The organism is Pseudomonas cerasi, assembly GCF_027983475.1.
Lineage (GTDB): Bacteria > Pseudomonadota > Gammaproteobacteria > Pseudomonadales > Pseudomonadaceae > Aquipseudomonas > Aquipseudomonas cerasi.
The window spans coordinates 876,244-892,802 of record NZ_JAQJVM010000002.1; the positions used below are offsets into that span (position 1 = coordinate 876,244).

The window sequence follows — 16,559 nt, forward strand, 5'->3', positions numbered from 1 at the left end:
AGAGCCTAAAGAAGAGCGTGCCGACGCGGGGCATCGGCACGCTGGTCAGTTCACAGCAGTCAGTTTGCTGCGTTGGCATGACAGTGAGCACGCAGACTTCAGCTATCGATGCCCACCACGACCGTCGCCGCGCCCACCTCTTCCATGATCACGGCCATCCCGTCCGCCACGCCCACCGTGGTCATCCCAGCCACGGTTACCTCGATCGCCGCGGAAGCCGTCGTTGCGGCCGAAGCCACCATTGCCGCGAAAGCCGTCATTGCGGCCAAAGCCATCGTTTCTCCAGCCATAACCCGGTGGACGTCCCGGCTGGTAGTAGCGCGGCGGGGGCGGTGGCGCGTAATAACGGGGTGCCGGGGCGTAGTAGCGAGGCTGGGTGTAATAGCGCGGTTGAGGCGCCACGTAGATGCGTCGCTCCTGGTAGTAGGTAGAGCGGTAGCCATTGTCATAAGCGTAGGCGCCGCCAACGACAGTCGGCTGCGTGTACACATCGGATTCGTAGTAACCGGGACCTGCGTAGCAACCGGAAAGGAAAAGGGTCAGCAACGTGATAAGCAAGGGTCTTCGATACATGGCGGCCTCCTGGACCGCGATTGGGCCAATCCAGCGACGCTGGTCGGCGTCCGTCAAAGCGGTTGGCGGACGAATTATCTGACATCGAAAAGGCACTCTAGTGCCTTAGGGCAGCGTCGAGGCCTGGCTATGAATGGCCCGTCACTGTCTCGCAAAGGCTCTGCAACCAAGGCCTGCAGGCGTATTTCAATGTTCTACAAAGATGCTACAAAACATTTCACCTACCTTTGCCTCATCACGGTGCGCCCTCGCACCAGCACAAGGCGACTCCTGCGACAGATGACCGAAGACGACTCGCCCGGCCCTTGAAAAACAAGGCGCGGCACAAGTTGGCACAACTCTCGCTTGATGATGGGTGTGCAGGAGTCAACACAGGTTCGCGGCACCACAATTTGCAATAGCCGACTAGGGTTCCGGCTTGCCGCCAGGCAAGTGGCTGGTCCGAGAGTTGGCGACCTCCAGTAGAGGTTACACGGCGGGACAAAAGCCCGGGAGACAGGGACACCAGTGGTGTCACGTTGCTCCTGGCCGCCTTTTTTCACTACTGGAGATTTCTCAACATGCAAAAGTCTCGTCTCTTCGGCCTGCTGACGGCAGGCCTGCTTGCTGCGTTGAGCCTCTCGGCGAATGCCGCCCAGAAAGATCACTTCAACGTCTGCTGGACCATCTACGCAGGCTGGATGCCGTGGGAATACGCAGGTAGCCAGGGCATCGTCGACAAGTGGGCGAAAAAGTACGGCATCAAGATCGATGTCACCCAGCTCAACGACTACGTCGAATCCATCAATCAGTACACCGCCGGCCAGTTCGATGGCTGCACCATGACCAACATGGACGCCCTGACCATCCCGGCCGCAGGTGGCGTGGAAAGCACGGCACTGATCGTCAGCGACTTCTCCAATGGCAATGACGGCATCGTGCTCAAGGGCGAAGGCAAGAAAGTCGCCGATCTGAAAGGCATGGACGTCAATCTGGTCGAACTGTCGGTCTCCCACTACCTGCTGGCCCGAGCGCTGGACAGCGTCAAGCTCAGTGAAAAAGACCTCAAGGTGGTCAATACCTCGGATGCCGATATCTCGGCAGCCTTCAATACTGACGATGTACAGGCGGTCACCACCTGGAACCCGATGCTTTCGGACATCAAGGCCAGGCCCGGCGTAACCGAAGTGTTCAACTCCGGCCAGATTCCTGGCGAGATCATGGACATGATGGTCGTCAACACTCAGACCTTGAAAGACAACCCGGCCCTGGGCAAGGCCCTGACTGGCGCCTGGTTTGAAGTGGTCGCGCTGATGAACGCCAAAAACGCTCAGAGCAAGGCTGCGCTGGAACACATGGCCAAGGCATCGGGGACCGATCTGGCCGGCTTCCAGGCGCAACTGGACACCACCAAGCTGTTTGCCACGCCCAAGGAAGCCCTTGAGTTCGCGACCAGCAAACAGCTGCCGGACACCCAGCGCAAGGTGGCTGACTTCTCGTTCGCCCATGGTTTGCTCGGCGAAGGCGCACGCGATGCCGATGCCGTCGGCATGTCGTTCGCCAATGGCGTGATGCTCGGCGACAAGGGCAATCTCAAGCTGCACTTTGACCCCAGCTACGTGCAGATGGCCGTCGACGGCAAGCTGTAAATCACGTTCAGTAGAAAGGTCATTGCCATGCGTTTGATAAACCGCCATCCGGATCGTGCCGGTCGCCTGATACTGGTGATCCTGCCGTTCGCCCTGTTGCTGTTCGCCTATTTCATGGGCTCGGCCACCCGGCTTGCGGAAAACCCCAGCGACAAACTGCTGCCCAGCGCGGTACAGATGGCCGATGCGGTCAAGCGCATGGCGTTCGTTGCCGACCCGCGCAGCGGTGACTACCTGCTGTGGCAGGACAGCGCATCGAGCCTGCAACGCCTGGCCATCGGCCTGGGGATCAGCGCGCTGTTGGGTCTGTGTCTGGGCATCGCAGCGGGCATCCTCCCTTTGTGCGGCGCAACGCTGTCGCCCTTGCTGACGGTACTGTCGATGGTGCCGCCGCTGGCCATTCTGCCGATTCTGTTCATCGTGTTCGGCCTTGGCGAGTTGTCGAAGGTGATGCTGATCGTGATCGGTATCACACCGATTCTGGCCCGTGATCTGGAACAGCGCGCCCGTGAAATCCCGGTCGAACTGCTGATCAAGGCGCAAACCCTCGGCGCCTCGACCTGGACACTGATCCTGCGGGTGATCCTGCCGCAATTGCTGCCACGCCTGTTGATCGCTTTGCGCCTGGTGCTGGGTTCGGCGTGGCTGTTCCTGATCGCCGCCGAGGCGATTGCCTCGACTGACGGTCTGGGCTACCGGATCTTCCTGGTGCGGCGCTATCTGGCGATGGACGTGATTCTGCCCTATGTGGTGTGGATCACCCTGCTCGCCTGGCTGATGGACTGGGGTCTGAAGGCCCTGACCCGACGTGCCTTTCCCTGGTACGAAGGAGCGCGGGCATGAGCTTTATCAGTGTGCGCAATGTCTGGCAGCAATATGCCGACCAGGTGGTGCTCGAGGGCCTCAACCTGGACGTGGCTGAAGGCGAGTTCTGCACGCTGGTCGGTGCGTCGGGCTGCGGCAAATCGACCTTTCTGCGTCTGTTGCTGGGTCAGGAAACCCCCAGTCGCGGTCTGATCACGCTGGACGGGACGGCGCTGCGCAATGAGCCGGATGCCAGCCGAGGCGTGGTGTTTCAGCGCTATTCGGTATTCCCGCACCTGTCGGTGCTCGACAACGTGGCACTGGGTCTGGAGCTGCCCCGCTCGCCCTGGCTCGGCCGTCTGTTCGGCCAGGCAAAAAACGAGGCGCGCGAGCACGCCGCACAGTTGCTCGGCAAGGTCGGCCTGGGGCATGCGCTGGACAAGTACCCGACGCAATTGTCCGGCGGCATGCAACAGCGACTGGCGATTGCCCAGGCGCTGATCATGAAACCCCGCGTCCTGCTGCTGGACGAGCCGTTCGGCGCGCTCGACCCTGGTATCCGCAAGGACATGCATCACCTGCTGCTGGACCTGTGGCGCGAAACCAAACTGACCGTGTTCATGGTCACTCACGACCTGTCCGAAGGCTTCAACCTCGGCACCCGCCTGCTGGTATTCGACAAGGTGCGCCACGACCCGCACGCGCCCGGAGCCTATGGCGCGCGCATCACTTACGACATCCCCCTCAACAGCGAACGCCGCGCCGAGCGCGCCGCCATCGATTCGCTGCTCAACGTTTCAGAGGAGCCCGTTCAATGACTGACTCAACCACGCTTTATCCGGTTTTCGCCGAAGAACTGCTGCCCGGTGGCGGCCATCGTTCGTTCGTCCTCAAGCGCGGTGAATTGCTGCGCCTGACCGACCTGCACGGCAACGCCAACGTCAGCCTGACCCTGCTCAACGCCCACGAAAAAACCGAGCGGCTGAACCTGCCCGACAGCCTCAAATGCCAGCACACCGCTCGCCTGAGCAACGGTCATTGCCTGTATTCGGACATGGGCCGAGTGCTGGCGGCCATCGTCACTGACACCTGCGGCTGGAGCGACAGCATCGGCGGCGTGCTCAATGCGCAGGAAGTCGCTGAAAAATACGGCCAGGGCCGTTATCAGGAATTGCGCAACGGCTTCTTTCGAAACGGCGTCGACAACCTGCTGGTCGAGCTGGGCAAATGGGGGCTGGGGCTGTCCGACCTGTTGATGACCCTCAACCTGTTCAGCCGTGTCGATGTCGACGAGACAGGAACCCTGCACTTCGCGCCGAACAACTCCAAGGCCGGTGACTACATCGAACTCTACGCACCAATGGACACGCTGGTGGTACTGACCGCGCTGCAACACCCGATGGACCCCAACCCGGAATATGCCCCGCAACCGCTCAAGCTCAGCTGGATGAAGGCCGACGCCAGCGTTGCCGAGCACTGCCGTACATCGCGCCCGGAAAACGAGCGCGGCTTCATCAACACCGACCGCCTGTTCGCCTGAGGAGCCCTGTCATGAATTCACACACTCACCTTTGCTGCGACGCAACCATACCGGCAGGCGAGCCGTTCCTGGCCGAAGTCAAGGCCGGGCAGACCGTGCGCATCCTCGATCTGCAAGGCAACCAGGCCGTCGACACGCTGTTTTTCAGCCTGAGCAACCCGCGTGAGCGCTACGATGTGCAGCGCACCCTGCGCCGCCAGAACAGCGTGTACCTGACCACCGGCAGCGTGCTGTTTTCCAACCTCGGCCAGCCGATGCTGACCATTGTCGATGACACCTGCGGTCGCCACGACACACTCGGTGGCGCGTGCGCGCAAGAGAGCAACACCGTGCGCTACGCCCTGGAAAAGCGCTACATGCACAGCTGCCGCGACAACTACCTGCGCGCCTGTGTGCATGACGGCCGCCTGAGCAAGGCCGACATCGGTCCGAACATCAATTTTTTCATGAACGTACCGGTGACAGCCGAAGGCGGCCTGACCTTCGAAGACGGTATTTCCGCGCCCGGCAAATACGTCGAGCTGCGCGCTGAAATGGACGTGATCGTGCTGATTTCCAACTGTCCGCAGCTCAACAACCCCTGCAATGGCTACAACCCGACGCCTGCGCAGCTGTTGATTCGCGACTGACCCGGCACCTGCCCTCAGCAACGGACGACCGTTGCGTAGATTGATCAATAGCGGGACGGCCCGCTTCCCATCACGAAACCGAGCGCGACTGGGTTTCCGGGGTTATGCCATGTTCGACAAACTGCTGATCGCCAACCGTGGCGCCATTGCCTGCCGCATCCTGCGGACCCTGCGTACCTTGCAGGTCAAGGGCGTGGCGGTGTATTCCGAAGCCGACGCTGCCAGCCTGCACCTGATGCAGGCCGACGAAGCCCACAGCCTGGGCGAAGGTGGCGCAGCCGGAACCTATCTGGCGGTGGACAAGATCCTCGCCATTGCCAAAGCCAGCGGCGCCAAAGCCATTCATCCCGGCTACGGGTTCCTCTCCGAAAACGCCGCGTTCGCTCAAGCCTGCGAAGACGCCGGTATCGCCTTCGTCGGGCCAACGCCCGAGCAACTGCGCGTATTCGGCCTCAAGCACACTGCTCGCGCACTGGCCAGACAGCATGGCGTGCCCATGCTGGAAGGCACCGAACTGCTCGACAGCCTTGAATCAGCCATCGCGGCGGCCCGTACCATCGGCTATCCGGTCATGCTCAAGAGCACTGCAGGCGGTGGCGGGATCGGCATGCGAGTGTGCCGCAGCGCTGAAGAACTGGCCGACTCGTTCGAGGCGGTGAAGCGCCTTGGCCAGAACAATTTCAGCGACGCGGGTGTGTTCATCGAGAAATACATCCAGCGCGCGCGCCATCTGGAAGTACAGGTGTTCGGTGACGGCCAGGGCGAGGTGCTGGCGCTCGGCGTTCGCGACTGCTCGGTACAGCGGCGCAATCAGAAAGTACTGGAAGAAACCCCGGCCCCGAACCTGCCGCACGGCATGGCCGCAGAACTCTGCGCAGCGGCTGTCAAACTCGCCAGGGCAGTCAATTATCGCAGCGCCGGGACGGTCGAGTTCGTCTTCGACAGTGACGATCAGCGCTTCTATTTTCTGGAAGTGAACACACGCCTGCAGGTCGAGCACGGCGTCACCGAGCAGGTCTGGGGCGTGGATCTGGTCAGCTGGATGGTGCAACTGGCTGCCGGTGATCTACCGCCGCTGGATCAGTTGCAGGCCGGCCTGAAACCGGTTGGCCATGCGATTCAGGCGCGGCTGTACGCGGAAGATCCGGGGCGTGACTTTCAGCCCTGCCCTGGCTTGCTGACTGCGGCTGATTTCCCGCCTGCCGATGGCCGAACGCTACGTATCGACACTTGGGTCGAGGCCGGCTGCGAGATACCGCCGTACTTCGACCCGATGATCGCCAAGCTGATCCGTTGGGCACCGACCCGCGAGGACGCCAGCGCCGGACTGATCGACGCTCTGAACGAAACGCGTCTGTACGGTGTGGAAACCAATCGCGACTATCTGCGCCAGATCATTGCCGATGCGCCGTTCGCCAGTGGCCAGCCGTGGACCCGCTGTCTGGAAGATCTGGTGTATCACGCTGACACCTTCGAGGTGTTGAGCGGCGGCACGCAGACCAGCGTTCAGGATTATCCGGGACGACTGGGCTACTGGGCGGTCGGCGTACCGCCATCCGGTCCGATGGACAGCCGCGCGTTGCGCCAGGGCAATGGCCTGCTGGGTAACCCCGAAGGATGCGCTGCGCTGGAAATCACCATGAGTGGGCCGCTACTGCGCTTCAACACCGATGCGGTGGTCGCAGTGACCGGTGCGCATATCCCGATCACCGTCGATGGCCAATCCTGTGCCATGAATACCGCGCTTCTGGTGCACGCCGGGTCGACGTTGTCGCTGGGCACCATCGCAGGTGCCGGTGTACGCAGCTATCTGTGCGTGCGCGGTGGGCTCGACGTGCCGGATTATCTGGGCAGCAAAAGTACCTTTACCCTCGGCCAGTTCGGAGGTCACGGAGGCCGCGCGCTGAGGGCCGGCGATGTGCTGCACCTCGCGCCTCTGGTGGAACGCAGTGCGGGACAACGGATTGCCGATGAAGCCCTTGAAGCGCTGACAGATATCCGCCGGATGAGGGTCATTTACGGCCCGCATGCGGCCCCGGAATACTTCACCGAAGCATACATCGAGAGGTTTTTTGCGACCGACTGGGAAGTGCATTTCAACTCCAGCCGCACCGGCGTACGTCTGATCGGCCCCAAACCCGAATGGGTGCGTGCAGATGGTGGCGAGGCGGGGTTGCACCCGTCCAACATTCACGACAACCCCTATGCGATCGGCGCGGTGGATTTCACCGGCGACATGCCGGTAATCCTGGGCCCGGATGGACCCAGCCTGGGCGGATTCGTATGCCCGGTGACCATCATCGAAGCGGACCTGTGGCAGCTAGGGCAATTGAAGGCTGGCGACAAGGTCCGGTTTCATCCGGTGAGTGTCGAGGCGTGTCATGCAGCGATGAACTCAACATCTCACTGGAAAAACACCCGTGGGAGCGAGCTTGCTCGCGAAGGCTATATTCCAGACGCAGAAAACCCATCGACTGTACCGACCTCTTCGCGAGCAAGCTCGCTCCCACAGAGCACCGCAAACTCCCGTGAGAGCGAGCTTGCTCGCGAAGGCTATATTCCTGCCCCAGAAAATACATCGGCTGTACCGACCTCTTCGCGAGCAAGCTCGCTCCCACAAGGCATCGCAAACTCCCGTAGGAGCGAACTTGTCCGCATAGAGGATCTGCCCTCCCCGATCATTCTCGACATCGGTCAGGACGATAAACGCCTGGTTGCGCGCCTGTCCGGCGATACCCATCTGCTCCTGGAAATCGGGGCGCCGGAGCTGGATCTGGTGCTGCGTCTGCGCGGCCATGCCTTGATGCTTGCGCTGGAGGCCAAGGCGCTGGCGGGGGTGATCGATCTGACGCCGGGCATTCGCTCACTGCAAGTCCATTACCGCCCCGAGCAACTGCCGCTTCGGCAACTGCTCGACATCGTCGCCGGAGAATGGGATGCCGTGTGCGCCGCGAAAGACCTGCAAGTGGCCTCGCGCATCGTCCATCTGCCACTGTCCTGGGATGACCCGGCCTGCCAACTGGCCATCGAAAAATATATGACCACCGTGCGCAAGGACGCCCCCTGGTGCCCGAGCAACCTGGAGTTCATCCGCCGCATCAATGATCTGCCCAACCTCGATGAAGTACAGCGCACGGTGTTCGACGCCAGTTATCTGGTCATGGGGCTGGGCGATGTGTACCTCGGCGCACCGGTGGCCACGCCACTGGATCCGCGGCACCGGCTGGTCACTACCAAGTACAACCCGGCACGCACCTGGACCGCCGAGAATTCGGTGGGCATCGGCGGCGCCTACATGTGCGTGTACGGCATGGAAGGCCCCGGCGGTTATCAGTTCGTCGGCCGCACGCTGCAGATGTGGAATCGCTATCGCGACGTCGCCGCCTTCGAGGGCAAACCATGGCTGTTGCGCTTCTTCGATCAGATCCGTTTCTACCCGGTCAGCGCCGACGAACTGTTACGTATCCGCCGCGACTTCCCGCTGGGTCGCTTCGCCCTGAACATCGAACACAGCACCCTGAATCTGGCTGACTACCAGGCCTTTCTGAGCCGCGAAGCCGAAGGTATTACGGCATTCCGCGCCCAGCAAAACGCCGCCTTCAACGCCGAGCGCGAACGCTGGATCGCCAACGGGCAGGCCGATTTTGAGAGCGATGAAGGCGTGGCGTCGAACACTGAAGAACAGCCTCTGCAAAAAGGCCAGCAAGGCGTCGACAGCCACATCGCCGGCAATCTCTGGCAAGTCCAGGTGCAACCGGGCGACCGCGTGGAAGCGGGCGATGTGCTGGTGATTCTGGAGTCGATGAAAATGGAAATCCCCCTGCTCGCCCCGATCGCCGGCGTGGTGCAGGACGTCAGGGTGCAACCCGGCTCGGCAGTACGCGCAGGGCAACGGGTCGTGGTGCTGGCCGCAGACTGAATCGACCGACTTTTTACTTTCGAGGGAATCCCGTCATGAACAACACAACACTGCCCAATGACCTGCGCCTGGACACCGTCCGCGCGGCCTACCAGTCCGGCCGGATATCACCGCGCCAGCTGATCCTGGCGCTGCGCGAAAAGGCCGCACGGCTGAACAGCGATTATCACCTGTTCATCCACCTGCTCAGCGCAGCTGAACTCGAGCCTTACCTGGCCGCGTTGGACGATCGTGATCCCAGAGACCTGCCGCTGTTCGGCGTGCCCTTCGCGATCAAGGACAATATTGATCTGGCGGCCATTCCAACCACCGCGGCCTGCCCGGACTATGCCTACACACCCGAACACTCGGCAAGCGTCGTCACGCAACTGATCGCGCTGGGCGCAGTGCCCATGGGCAAGACCAATCTGGACCAGTTCGCCACGGGCTTGAACGGCAGCCGCTCGCCCTATGGTGCCTGTCCCAACAGCGTGTTGAACGAGTACCCGTCCGGCGGCTCGAGCGCCGGCTCGTCGCTGGCCGTGGCACTGGGCGTCAGCAGTTTCTCGCTGGGCACCGATACGGCGGGCTCGGGCCGGGTGCCTGCGGCCCTGAACAACCTGGTGGGGATGAAAGCCAGCAAGGGGCTGATTTCCACGGCAGGCGTGGTGCCCGCATGCCGCACGCAGGATTGTGTCTCGACCTTCACCGCCACAGCACGGGAAGCCAGCGAGCTATTGGCGCTGATCGCCACATTTGATCCGCGCGACGAGTACAGTCGTCGCAACCCGCTGTGGAACGACGCCTCGGCTTTTGGCGCACCTCGCCCGTTTCGCTTCGGAGTACCCCGCGCCGAGGACCTGCAGTTCTTCGGCTGTACCGAAGGGCCGAGGCTGTTCAACGCTGCCATCGACCACCTTACCGCGCTGGGTGGCGAAGCGGTCACGGTGGACCTGTCACCGTTTCTCGAAGCGGCGCGGTTGTTGTACGAGGGGCCGTGGGTGGCCGAACGCTACAGCGTCGCCGGGCAGTTAATGGAAGAACACCCTGACGCGGTATTGCCGGTGATCCGCGACGTGCTGGCCAAGGCTCCCCAGGTCAGTGGAGTCGATACGTTTCGCGCGCAATACCGCCTGCAAGTGCTCAAGGCAGCGTGCGATCGGGCACTTGAAAGGCTGGAGTGCGTGGTGACGCCAAGCATCGGCCGCCCGGTGACATTGGCAGAGCTGGCGGCCGAGCCGGTGTTGCGCAATTCGGAGCTGGGTTACTACACGAACTTCGTCAACCTGCTCGATTACGCCGCCGTCGCCGTGCCCAGCGCTTTCATGGGCAACGGTCTGCCGTGGGGCGTGACGTTGTTCGGACGGGCATTCACCGATCAGTACCTGCTCAGTCTGGCCGACGCCTTGCAGCGGCAAACCGCCCTGCCCTTGATTGGCGGCGAATCACCTCGGCTGACTGTGCCGCAGACCACTGCGCGCAACGATATGGCGCGGCTGGTGGTCTGCGGTGCCCATCTGGACGGGCTGGCCTTGAACTGGCAGCTCAGGCAACGCGGGGCCCGCCTGCTGGAAACCACGCAAAGCTCGGCCGACTATCGGTTGTATGCGCTGGCCGGTGGTCCGCCCTTCCGGCCTGGCATGGTGCGGGTGGCCGAACATGGCGTAGCCATCGACGTGGAGGTCTGGGAGTTGCCAAGTATCGAGTTGGGGTCGTTTCTGACCGGCATTCCGGCACCGCTCGGGCTGGGCAAAGTGCAATTGGCCGACGGTCGCTGGGAGACCGGTTTCATCTGCGAAGCCTATGGTCTGGAGGGTGCCCGCGACATCAGCCCTCTCGGTGGCTGGCGCGCGCACGTGCAGCAACAGCATTAAGCATAAAGGCGGCATGCGCAGACGTGCCGCCTCGCTCTTTCAACGTGACGAGCAGTCGCACTACATAGTTATGACCTTCCACATCGCGCTTCCCGAAATAATGGGCATTCACTCATTTTGACCGCACGTCATGAATCCCATCTGGAGTCCGCTTCGTCAGGACACACTGTTTCACCCGTCCTCTTTGCTGCTGGAACAAACCAGCATTCTGCGCCCCGAGCACAGCAATAGCAGGCACGACACGTTGAACGCGTCGGCGCCGTTTATCCTGCCAGACGGCTTTTCAGCGCCCGAACCGACGCCGTTGCCTGCGATAGCCGAAGAAAGCGAGCCGGAAGACGCCGCGCCACACATCGAACGTCAACTCAGAGCCATGCGTAGCAGCGCAGGTTTCCGGCTGATTACCGACTCGACATTGCTCCTGAAAGCCTGCCAACTGGACATGGACTTTCCACCGACCCGACAGGATTACGTTCGCCAGCACCTGACCACCCTGCTCAGGCAGCAGAGCGGCAAGGCACTCGACCCGGACGTACTGCAAATCACCTTCAGCGATGATGACCGACCTGCTGTGGACGACAATGGACACGAGCATTACAGCGTCAGCCTGTCGCTGACCGATGTAGCGCTGGCCAGCTTCGACCCCGCGCATTTCCAGGCGCTGTCTCGTAGCACCCTTGCCGACTTTTCACTGTGCGAAGACACGCCAGCGCTGACCACGGCGCGAATGTTCAAGCTGATCGGCGAGCTGCCGCTCAAACGCAATTACAACGCCGTACTGGAGGCGTTCAGAGCCCGCCACGAGGCGACCTGGCGCACCTTGTCGCGGCTGGCGTTCCTTGACAACCTGGCTCGGCAGCTCAACCACAGGCACATCAGCCGGGACGGTTATTGGCTGGCGCGGGACGCCATGGGACTTGACCGGTCTCCCGTCGATACCGACACGATCAGCATGAGCGGACGAGGTGAAAAATCCGAGGTCCGGGTCCTGACGCTGAATGGCAAACAGGTGCCGGGGATATTTCAGATCAGCTCGAAAACCACGTCGCACTGTTTCATTCACATTCTGGGTGCCAAGGGCAACGTCATCGAATACATCAGCGATGATCCACGCCAGATGAGCAAGCGGCTGTTGACGGCCATGAACGCCTCAGGGCTCTACGGCCAGGTATTTCTTTCGCTTGAGCAGCACGCCGGCATCGTTGTCGAGGCGCCACTGATCGAAGGCGACCTGTTCAGCGCACTGACCCAGGCTTCGTTCGCCGGGCTTCTTGCCGACAGCCACACGCGCAGCACGCTCGACCTGCTCAGGCCAGTCGCTCGCGGCCTGGCGCTGGCAGGTGCAGCCGACCTGTGGCAGACACAGCCGAGCATTTTGGAGCAGATCCCGGTTGCGTCGAAAATGGCCGGCCAGGTCATGGCGAACTATCTGCAGGAAAACCACGCGCTGACGCTCAACCCCGAGCAGGTGTTCATTGCTTATCAACCTGGCTATTCGAGCAACCCCTTAGGCAACCCCCGGTTGCCGCCTACGTATGTGCACACGCCCGACCCGAGGCCGATCAGCCTGAGCGAGGCGCTGATGAGCAATTATCGAGTCGATCATCCTGCTGGCTACAACGATCACGGCGGCGGTACCGTGGTCTTTTTCGACCCCACCGGACAGGGCGACAGTGAGCAGGGTCAGGTACTGGAGATCAGCCCGCAGGCGATCGAGGGCTACATCAGAGCTTTCGACTTTCTGACCTGGATGACTCAGCGCATCCACGACTTCTGGGATCAGCAGAGAGCCCCCATAGAACAGGCGTTCAGAACCACGTTCATCAGCCAGGCGCTGATCAGCCTGAAGCGCGGCAGCCTCACGCGCGGCACCTTCGATCTGCTCGTGGAAACCCTTGCGCCGGCTGCGCCCGATCAATGGCGGTCACTCGGTTTTTTCGTTCAAGGCGCGTTGACCGACGGCATGCAGGAGCAATACACCGGCCTGCTGGTACTTGAGCAGCCTGGCTTGCCGAACGTGCTTTATCAGGCAGGACATGCCGATGCGTTCATCGAGTTTGCAGATGACACGACGCTGAAGCTGCATCTGAACCGGGCAGCAGCCAATCCAGAATGGCGTGAGACGGTCATGCGCTATGTTCCCCGCCGCCATCACCAGCGCCTGGACTACCTGCTCAAATTATGGGCCGGGACACACGTGCCCAACCCGCCCGTTTCCATCCTTCGCCCCTGGACCGATGCGCTTTACAACCCTGACACGCGCCAGGCCATGAGCCAGTCGTTGTGTGAAAAAAGGCTGGAAGACACGCCATTCGCTTTTCTGCACCAACTGCTCAAGCAGAACGCACTGGATGACGCAGAGGATCAGATCGTCACGTCGACGCAGGTAACACTGGCGGACTGGACCGACCGGCTTCAGCAATTACAGCGGCTGCTGGTGCCGATGTCATTGTTGCTGACACCTGCGCTTGTCGCCTCCCTGGCGACAGAGATTGGCATCACCTCGCTGGCTATTACCGCAACGCATCTGCCGGGCAGCCGTTACGCAGAGAAAAACCAGGCGCTGCTGGCCACGCTAACGCTGGGCTTGCTGCAACTGGCTCCGCACACGCCAAGAATGCTGCGCTCACTGAGCCGAATCGTAAAACCTGCCGTGAGCAGTTCCCAAACCGTAGCGATTACGCTCGACCGGGCGTTCGGCACACGACCGTTGCGCAGGCAGTTTGTCACACCGCGCCAGACCCGGCTGGAGAAGTTCTTTCACACCGACGCCCTGCTCAAACGCTGGACTGTCAGCACTGCCGTCTCGTCAAACCTGTTGCAGGTCCATGCCTGGAAGCTGGGTAGAAGGTTCCTTTTATGGACGTCGGACAGAGGTCAGGCGCGCACTCTGGTGGTCAGCAGCCACGGGTACTACACGCCGTGGTCCCGAACCGTGAAGATCCCCAATGGCACCGAGATTCGCACCTACGCGCCGCATGGCTACGAACTGGTGGACCCGAAACTGCATCGGGTCGTCAACAAGGATGCCCGGCCATTCGCACGTTCCAACACGGCAGTGCACAGCGTGATGCAGCCCACGCCGCTTGAACCCCTGCTTCTCACCAACAAGCTGATAGCAGGCACTTCGCTGCCCGGCAGACTGAAGAACTACAGCCTGTCCAAGTTTCAGACGGCGACCAGCGAGAGTTATGACGAGATCGCAAGCGTGGTGGGCAACTCGCGGGCGTCGCCCTTGCGCGGCTGGTTGCCGCCGACGCCGATGGATGTTCTGACAGTACGCAATCGCTTTGGCATGCCCCCACCATCGCTGGCCGACCTGTTCGAAAGCCTATCCATTCAAGGCATCCATTACGACAGAATATTGCTGGTGCACTGCCGGTGTGCGGCGATATCGGCGCTGATGAACCGTTCACCCGTCTATCATGCCCCGACAGCGAGCTCGGTGATTGCTAATATGGCCTGAACCAAACACCCCGATCATCCAGCACGGCATTTACCTCCGACATGACAACGGCCCCCCCTGACACCGCGCTGTGCCCCTTGTGCGGCTTCAGCAACCAATGCAGCCTGGCCGATCCGCGTACCGTGGACCAGCCCTGCTGGTGCTTTTCGCAAAGCATCGACCCTGCATTGCTGGCAGCGCTGCCGGATAACCTTCGCGACAAGGCCTGTCTGTGCCCGCGCTGCGCCGGGATCGAAGATGCAGCGCCAGGTCCACAGGCACGCCGGGCCACAGAGTAAGATGCGCACCCCATACTCCGCTCGCTGTTATCGCCATGCGCCTTGATCGTTTCCTCAGCAACCTGCCACGCTTCAATCGTCAACAAGTGCGCCTGGCGCTGGCCAGCGGACGAGTGCAGGTAGACGGCCAGGCAACCCGCGACCCGCATCACGAAGTACGCGAATTCAGTTGTGTGGCGCTTGACGAAGAAATCCTCCAGGCAGGCAAAGCTGCCCGCTACTTCATGCTGCACAAGCCCGAAGGCTGTGTCAGCGCGACGAGCGATGCGCAGCATCCGACCGTGCTCGACTTGCTGGACGAGCCTGACAAGCACGAACTGCACATCGCCGGACGGCTTGACTTCAACACCACCGGCCTGATGCTGATAACCAACGATGGTCAATGGTCGCGACGACTGACTCAGCCCCAGACCAAAATGCCCAAGGTGTATTACGTCGAGACCGAGCAACCGATCGACGAGCGCTACGCCGCGAAGTTTGCCGAAGGCCTGTATTTCGCATTCGAGAACATCACCACACAGCCGGCGCAATTGACCTTGTTGGGGCCGCGCAGTGCGCGCCTGAGCATTGTCGAAGGCCGCTATCATCAGGTGAAACGAATGTTCGGCCACTTCGACAACAAAGTGTTGCGCCTGCATCGGGAAAACATCGGCGCGCTGGCGCTGGACCACGACCTGCCCCCCGGCAGCTACCGCGCGCTTAACGTCGGGGAAATCGACCTGTTTTGAACGTCATGGCCGCCTGACAAACGCTAGTCGGATCGGCACAGGCTTTTGATCGACTATCGCCTGTCTGTCACGAAACTTGTGCAACGTCATAGGTACGCATACCTGTCTACGCCAGGAGTGACACCTATGTCGCCAGAAAAAGCAGTGCTCGACATACAAGGACAGTTTCGGGTTTATACCGAACTCTATCGCACCGATGCCGCCGCCAAGACCATCATTCTGGTCAACGGCTCATTGGCCACCACCGCTTCATTTACCCAGACCGTCCGCAACCTCTACCCGACCTTCAACGTGGTGCTTTACGACCAGCCCTATTCAGGCAAATCCAAACCGCACAACCTGCATGGTGCGCCACTGACCCGGGAAGAAGAAGGCCAGTTGTTGCTGGAGCTGATCGATCACTTCAACGCCGAGCACGTGCTGTCGTTCTCATGGGGCGGCGCGGCCACGCTGGTTGCCCTGGCGCATCGGCCAAAACGCATCGAAAGCGCGGTAATCAGTTCGTTCTCCCCAGTGATCAACGAGAAGATGCATGACTACCTGTGTCACGGCATCACGCACCTGGGCGCGCATAGCCGTTATGACATGGGCCACTTGATCAACAACACCGTCGGCAAGCATCTGCCTGCGTTGTTCAAGCGCTTCAATTTCCGTCATATCAGCAGCCTGGATGCTCACGAGTATGACCAGATGCATTACCACTTCAGCCAAGTCCTGGAGCTCGACCCGGACAATTACCTGACCGCAGGCAAGAACATCACCGTCCCCGTGCTGTTCATCAACGGAGCCCTGGACGAATACACCTGCGCAAACGACGCCGCCCACTTCTCCAGATACCTGCGCGACTGCTGCTTCAGCACCATCGACGCTACCGGCCACTTCCTGGACATGGAACACAAGGCCGCCTGCCGTGACTCGAAACAGGTGCTGATGAATTTTCTGCAACCGGCACAGACGCCACGCAACGCCCATAACCGCGCTCAGGACTACCCGTCCCTGACCTTCTGAAAACCGCACACGAAGCCACCGTCAGCTGCGCAGCAGTATCATCTGGCGGTTGGTTTTCGGGGTGAGTATCAGGAGGCAAAGCGCTGCGCAGTGAAATTAGCGCTTCAAATCAGGGCAGGGTTCTGGTACAAAG

Annotated in this window: 12 protein-coding genes and 1 riboswitch; of the genes, 11 read left to right on the top strand and 1 reads right to left on the bottom strand. The window is 61.2% G+C overall.

The window, feature by feature from the left end:
• Positions 1 to 102: 102 nt before the first annotated feature.
• Positions 103 to 489, bottom strand: a complete 387-nt coding sequence (locus PI739_RS13045; protein WP_161632673.1) for a hypothetical protein — start codon at positions 487 to 489, stop codon at positions 103 to 105.
• Positions 490 to 967: 478 nt separating this feature from the next.
• Positions 968 to 1,070: riboswitch (guanidine-I (ykkC/yxkD leader) on the top strand.
• 63 nt (positions 1,071 to 1,133) lie between these two features.
• Between PI739_RS13045 and PI739_RS13050 the strand changes: the two genes are divergently transcribed.
• From PI739_RS13050 to PI739_RS13100, 11 genes are all read left to right on the top strand, one after another.
• Complete coding sequence (locus PI739_RS13050; RefSeq protein ID WP_054082097.1) at positions 1,134 to 2,201, top strand: putative urea ABC transporter substrate-binding protein; 1,068 nt, start codon at positions 1,134 to 1,136, stop codon at positions 2,199 to 2,201.
• A gap of 27 nt (positions 2,202 to 2,228) precedes the next feature.
• A complete protein-coding gene (locus PI739_RS13055) occupies positions 2,229 to 3,044 on the top strand; it encodes an ABC transporter permease (RefSeq protein WP_044308874.1) in 816 nt (271 codons plus the stop codon).
• Positions 3,041 to 3,823 carry an ABC transporter ATP-binding protein gene (locus PI739_RS13060; RefSeq protein WP_003431337.1) on the top strand — a complete coding sequence of 261 codons (783 nt, stop codon included), beginning with the start codon at positions 3,041 to 3,043 and terminating at the stop codon, positions 3,821 to 3,823. Before PI739_RS13055 ends, PI739_RS13060 begins: the two co-directional genes overlap by 4 nt.
• On the top strand, positions 3,820 to 4,545 hold the full coding sequence (locus PI739_RS13065; RefSeq protein ID WP_003363757.1) for an urea amidolyase associated protein UAAP1: 726 nt from the start codon (positions 3,820 to 3,822) through the stop codon (positions 4,543 to 4,545). The genes PI739_RS13060 and PI739_RS13065 overlap by 4 nt, the downstream gene beginning before the upstream one ends.
• An 11-nt stretch (positions 4,546 to 4,556) precedes the next feature.
• On the top strand, positions 4,557 to 5,174 hold the full coding sequence (locus PI739_RS13070; protein ID WP_002554928.1) for an urea amidolyase associated protein UAAP2: 618 nt from the start codon (positions 4,557 to 4,559) through the stop codon (positions 5,172 to 5,174).
• 109 nt (positions 5,175 to 5,283) lie between these two features.
• Positions 5,284 to 9,093, top strand: a complete 3,810-nt coding sequence (locus PI739_RS13075) for an urea carboxylase (RefSeq protein ID WP_271351942.1) — start codon at positions 5,284 to 5,286, stop codon at positions 9,091 to 9,093.
• 35 nt (positions 9,094 to 9,128) lie between these two features.
• A complete protein-coding gene (atzF, locus tag PI739_RS13080) occupies positions 9,129 to 10,946 on the top strand; it encodes an allophanate hydrolase (RefSeq protein WP_054082096.1) in 1,818 nt (605 codons plus the stop codon).
• 130 nt (positions 10,947 to 11,076) lie between these two features.
• A complete protein-coding gene (locus PI739_RS13085; RefSeq protein WP_054082095.1) occupies positions 11,077 to 14,412 on the top strand; it encodes a dermonecrotic toxin domain-containing protein in 3,336 nt (1,111 codons plus the stop codon).
• A 41-nt stretch (positions 14,413 to 14,453) separates the two neighbouring features.
• On the top strand, positions 14,454 to 14,690 hold the full coding sequence (locus tag PI739_RS13090) for a cysteine-rich CWC family protein (protein WP_044308879.1): 237 nt from the start codon (positions 14,454 to 14,456) through the stop codon (positions 14,688 to 14,690).
• Between the two features lie 35 nt (positions 14,691 to 14,725).
• Positions 14,726 to 15,418 (top strand): pseudouridine synthase, encoded by a 693-nt coding sequence (locus tag PI739_RS13095; protein WP_044308880.1) that lies wholly within the window; start codon positions 14,726 to 14,728, stop codon positions 15,416 to 15,418.
• Between the two features lie 126 nt (positions 15,419 to 15,544).
• A complete protein-coding gene (locus tag PI739_RS13100) occupies positions 15,545 to 16,426 on the top strand; it encodes an alpha/beta fold hydrolase (RefSeq protein ID WP_054082094.1) in 882 nt (293 codons plus the stop codon).
• The last annotated feature ends 133 nt before the right edge of the window (positions 16,427 to 16,559 follow it).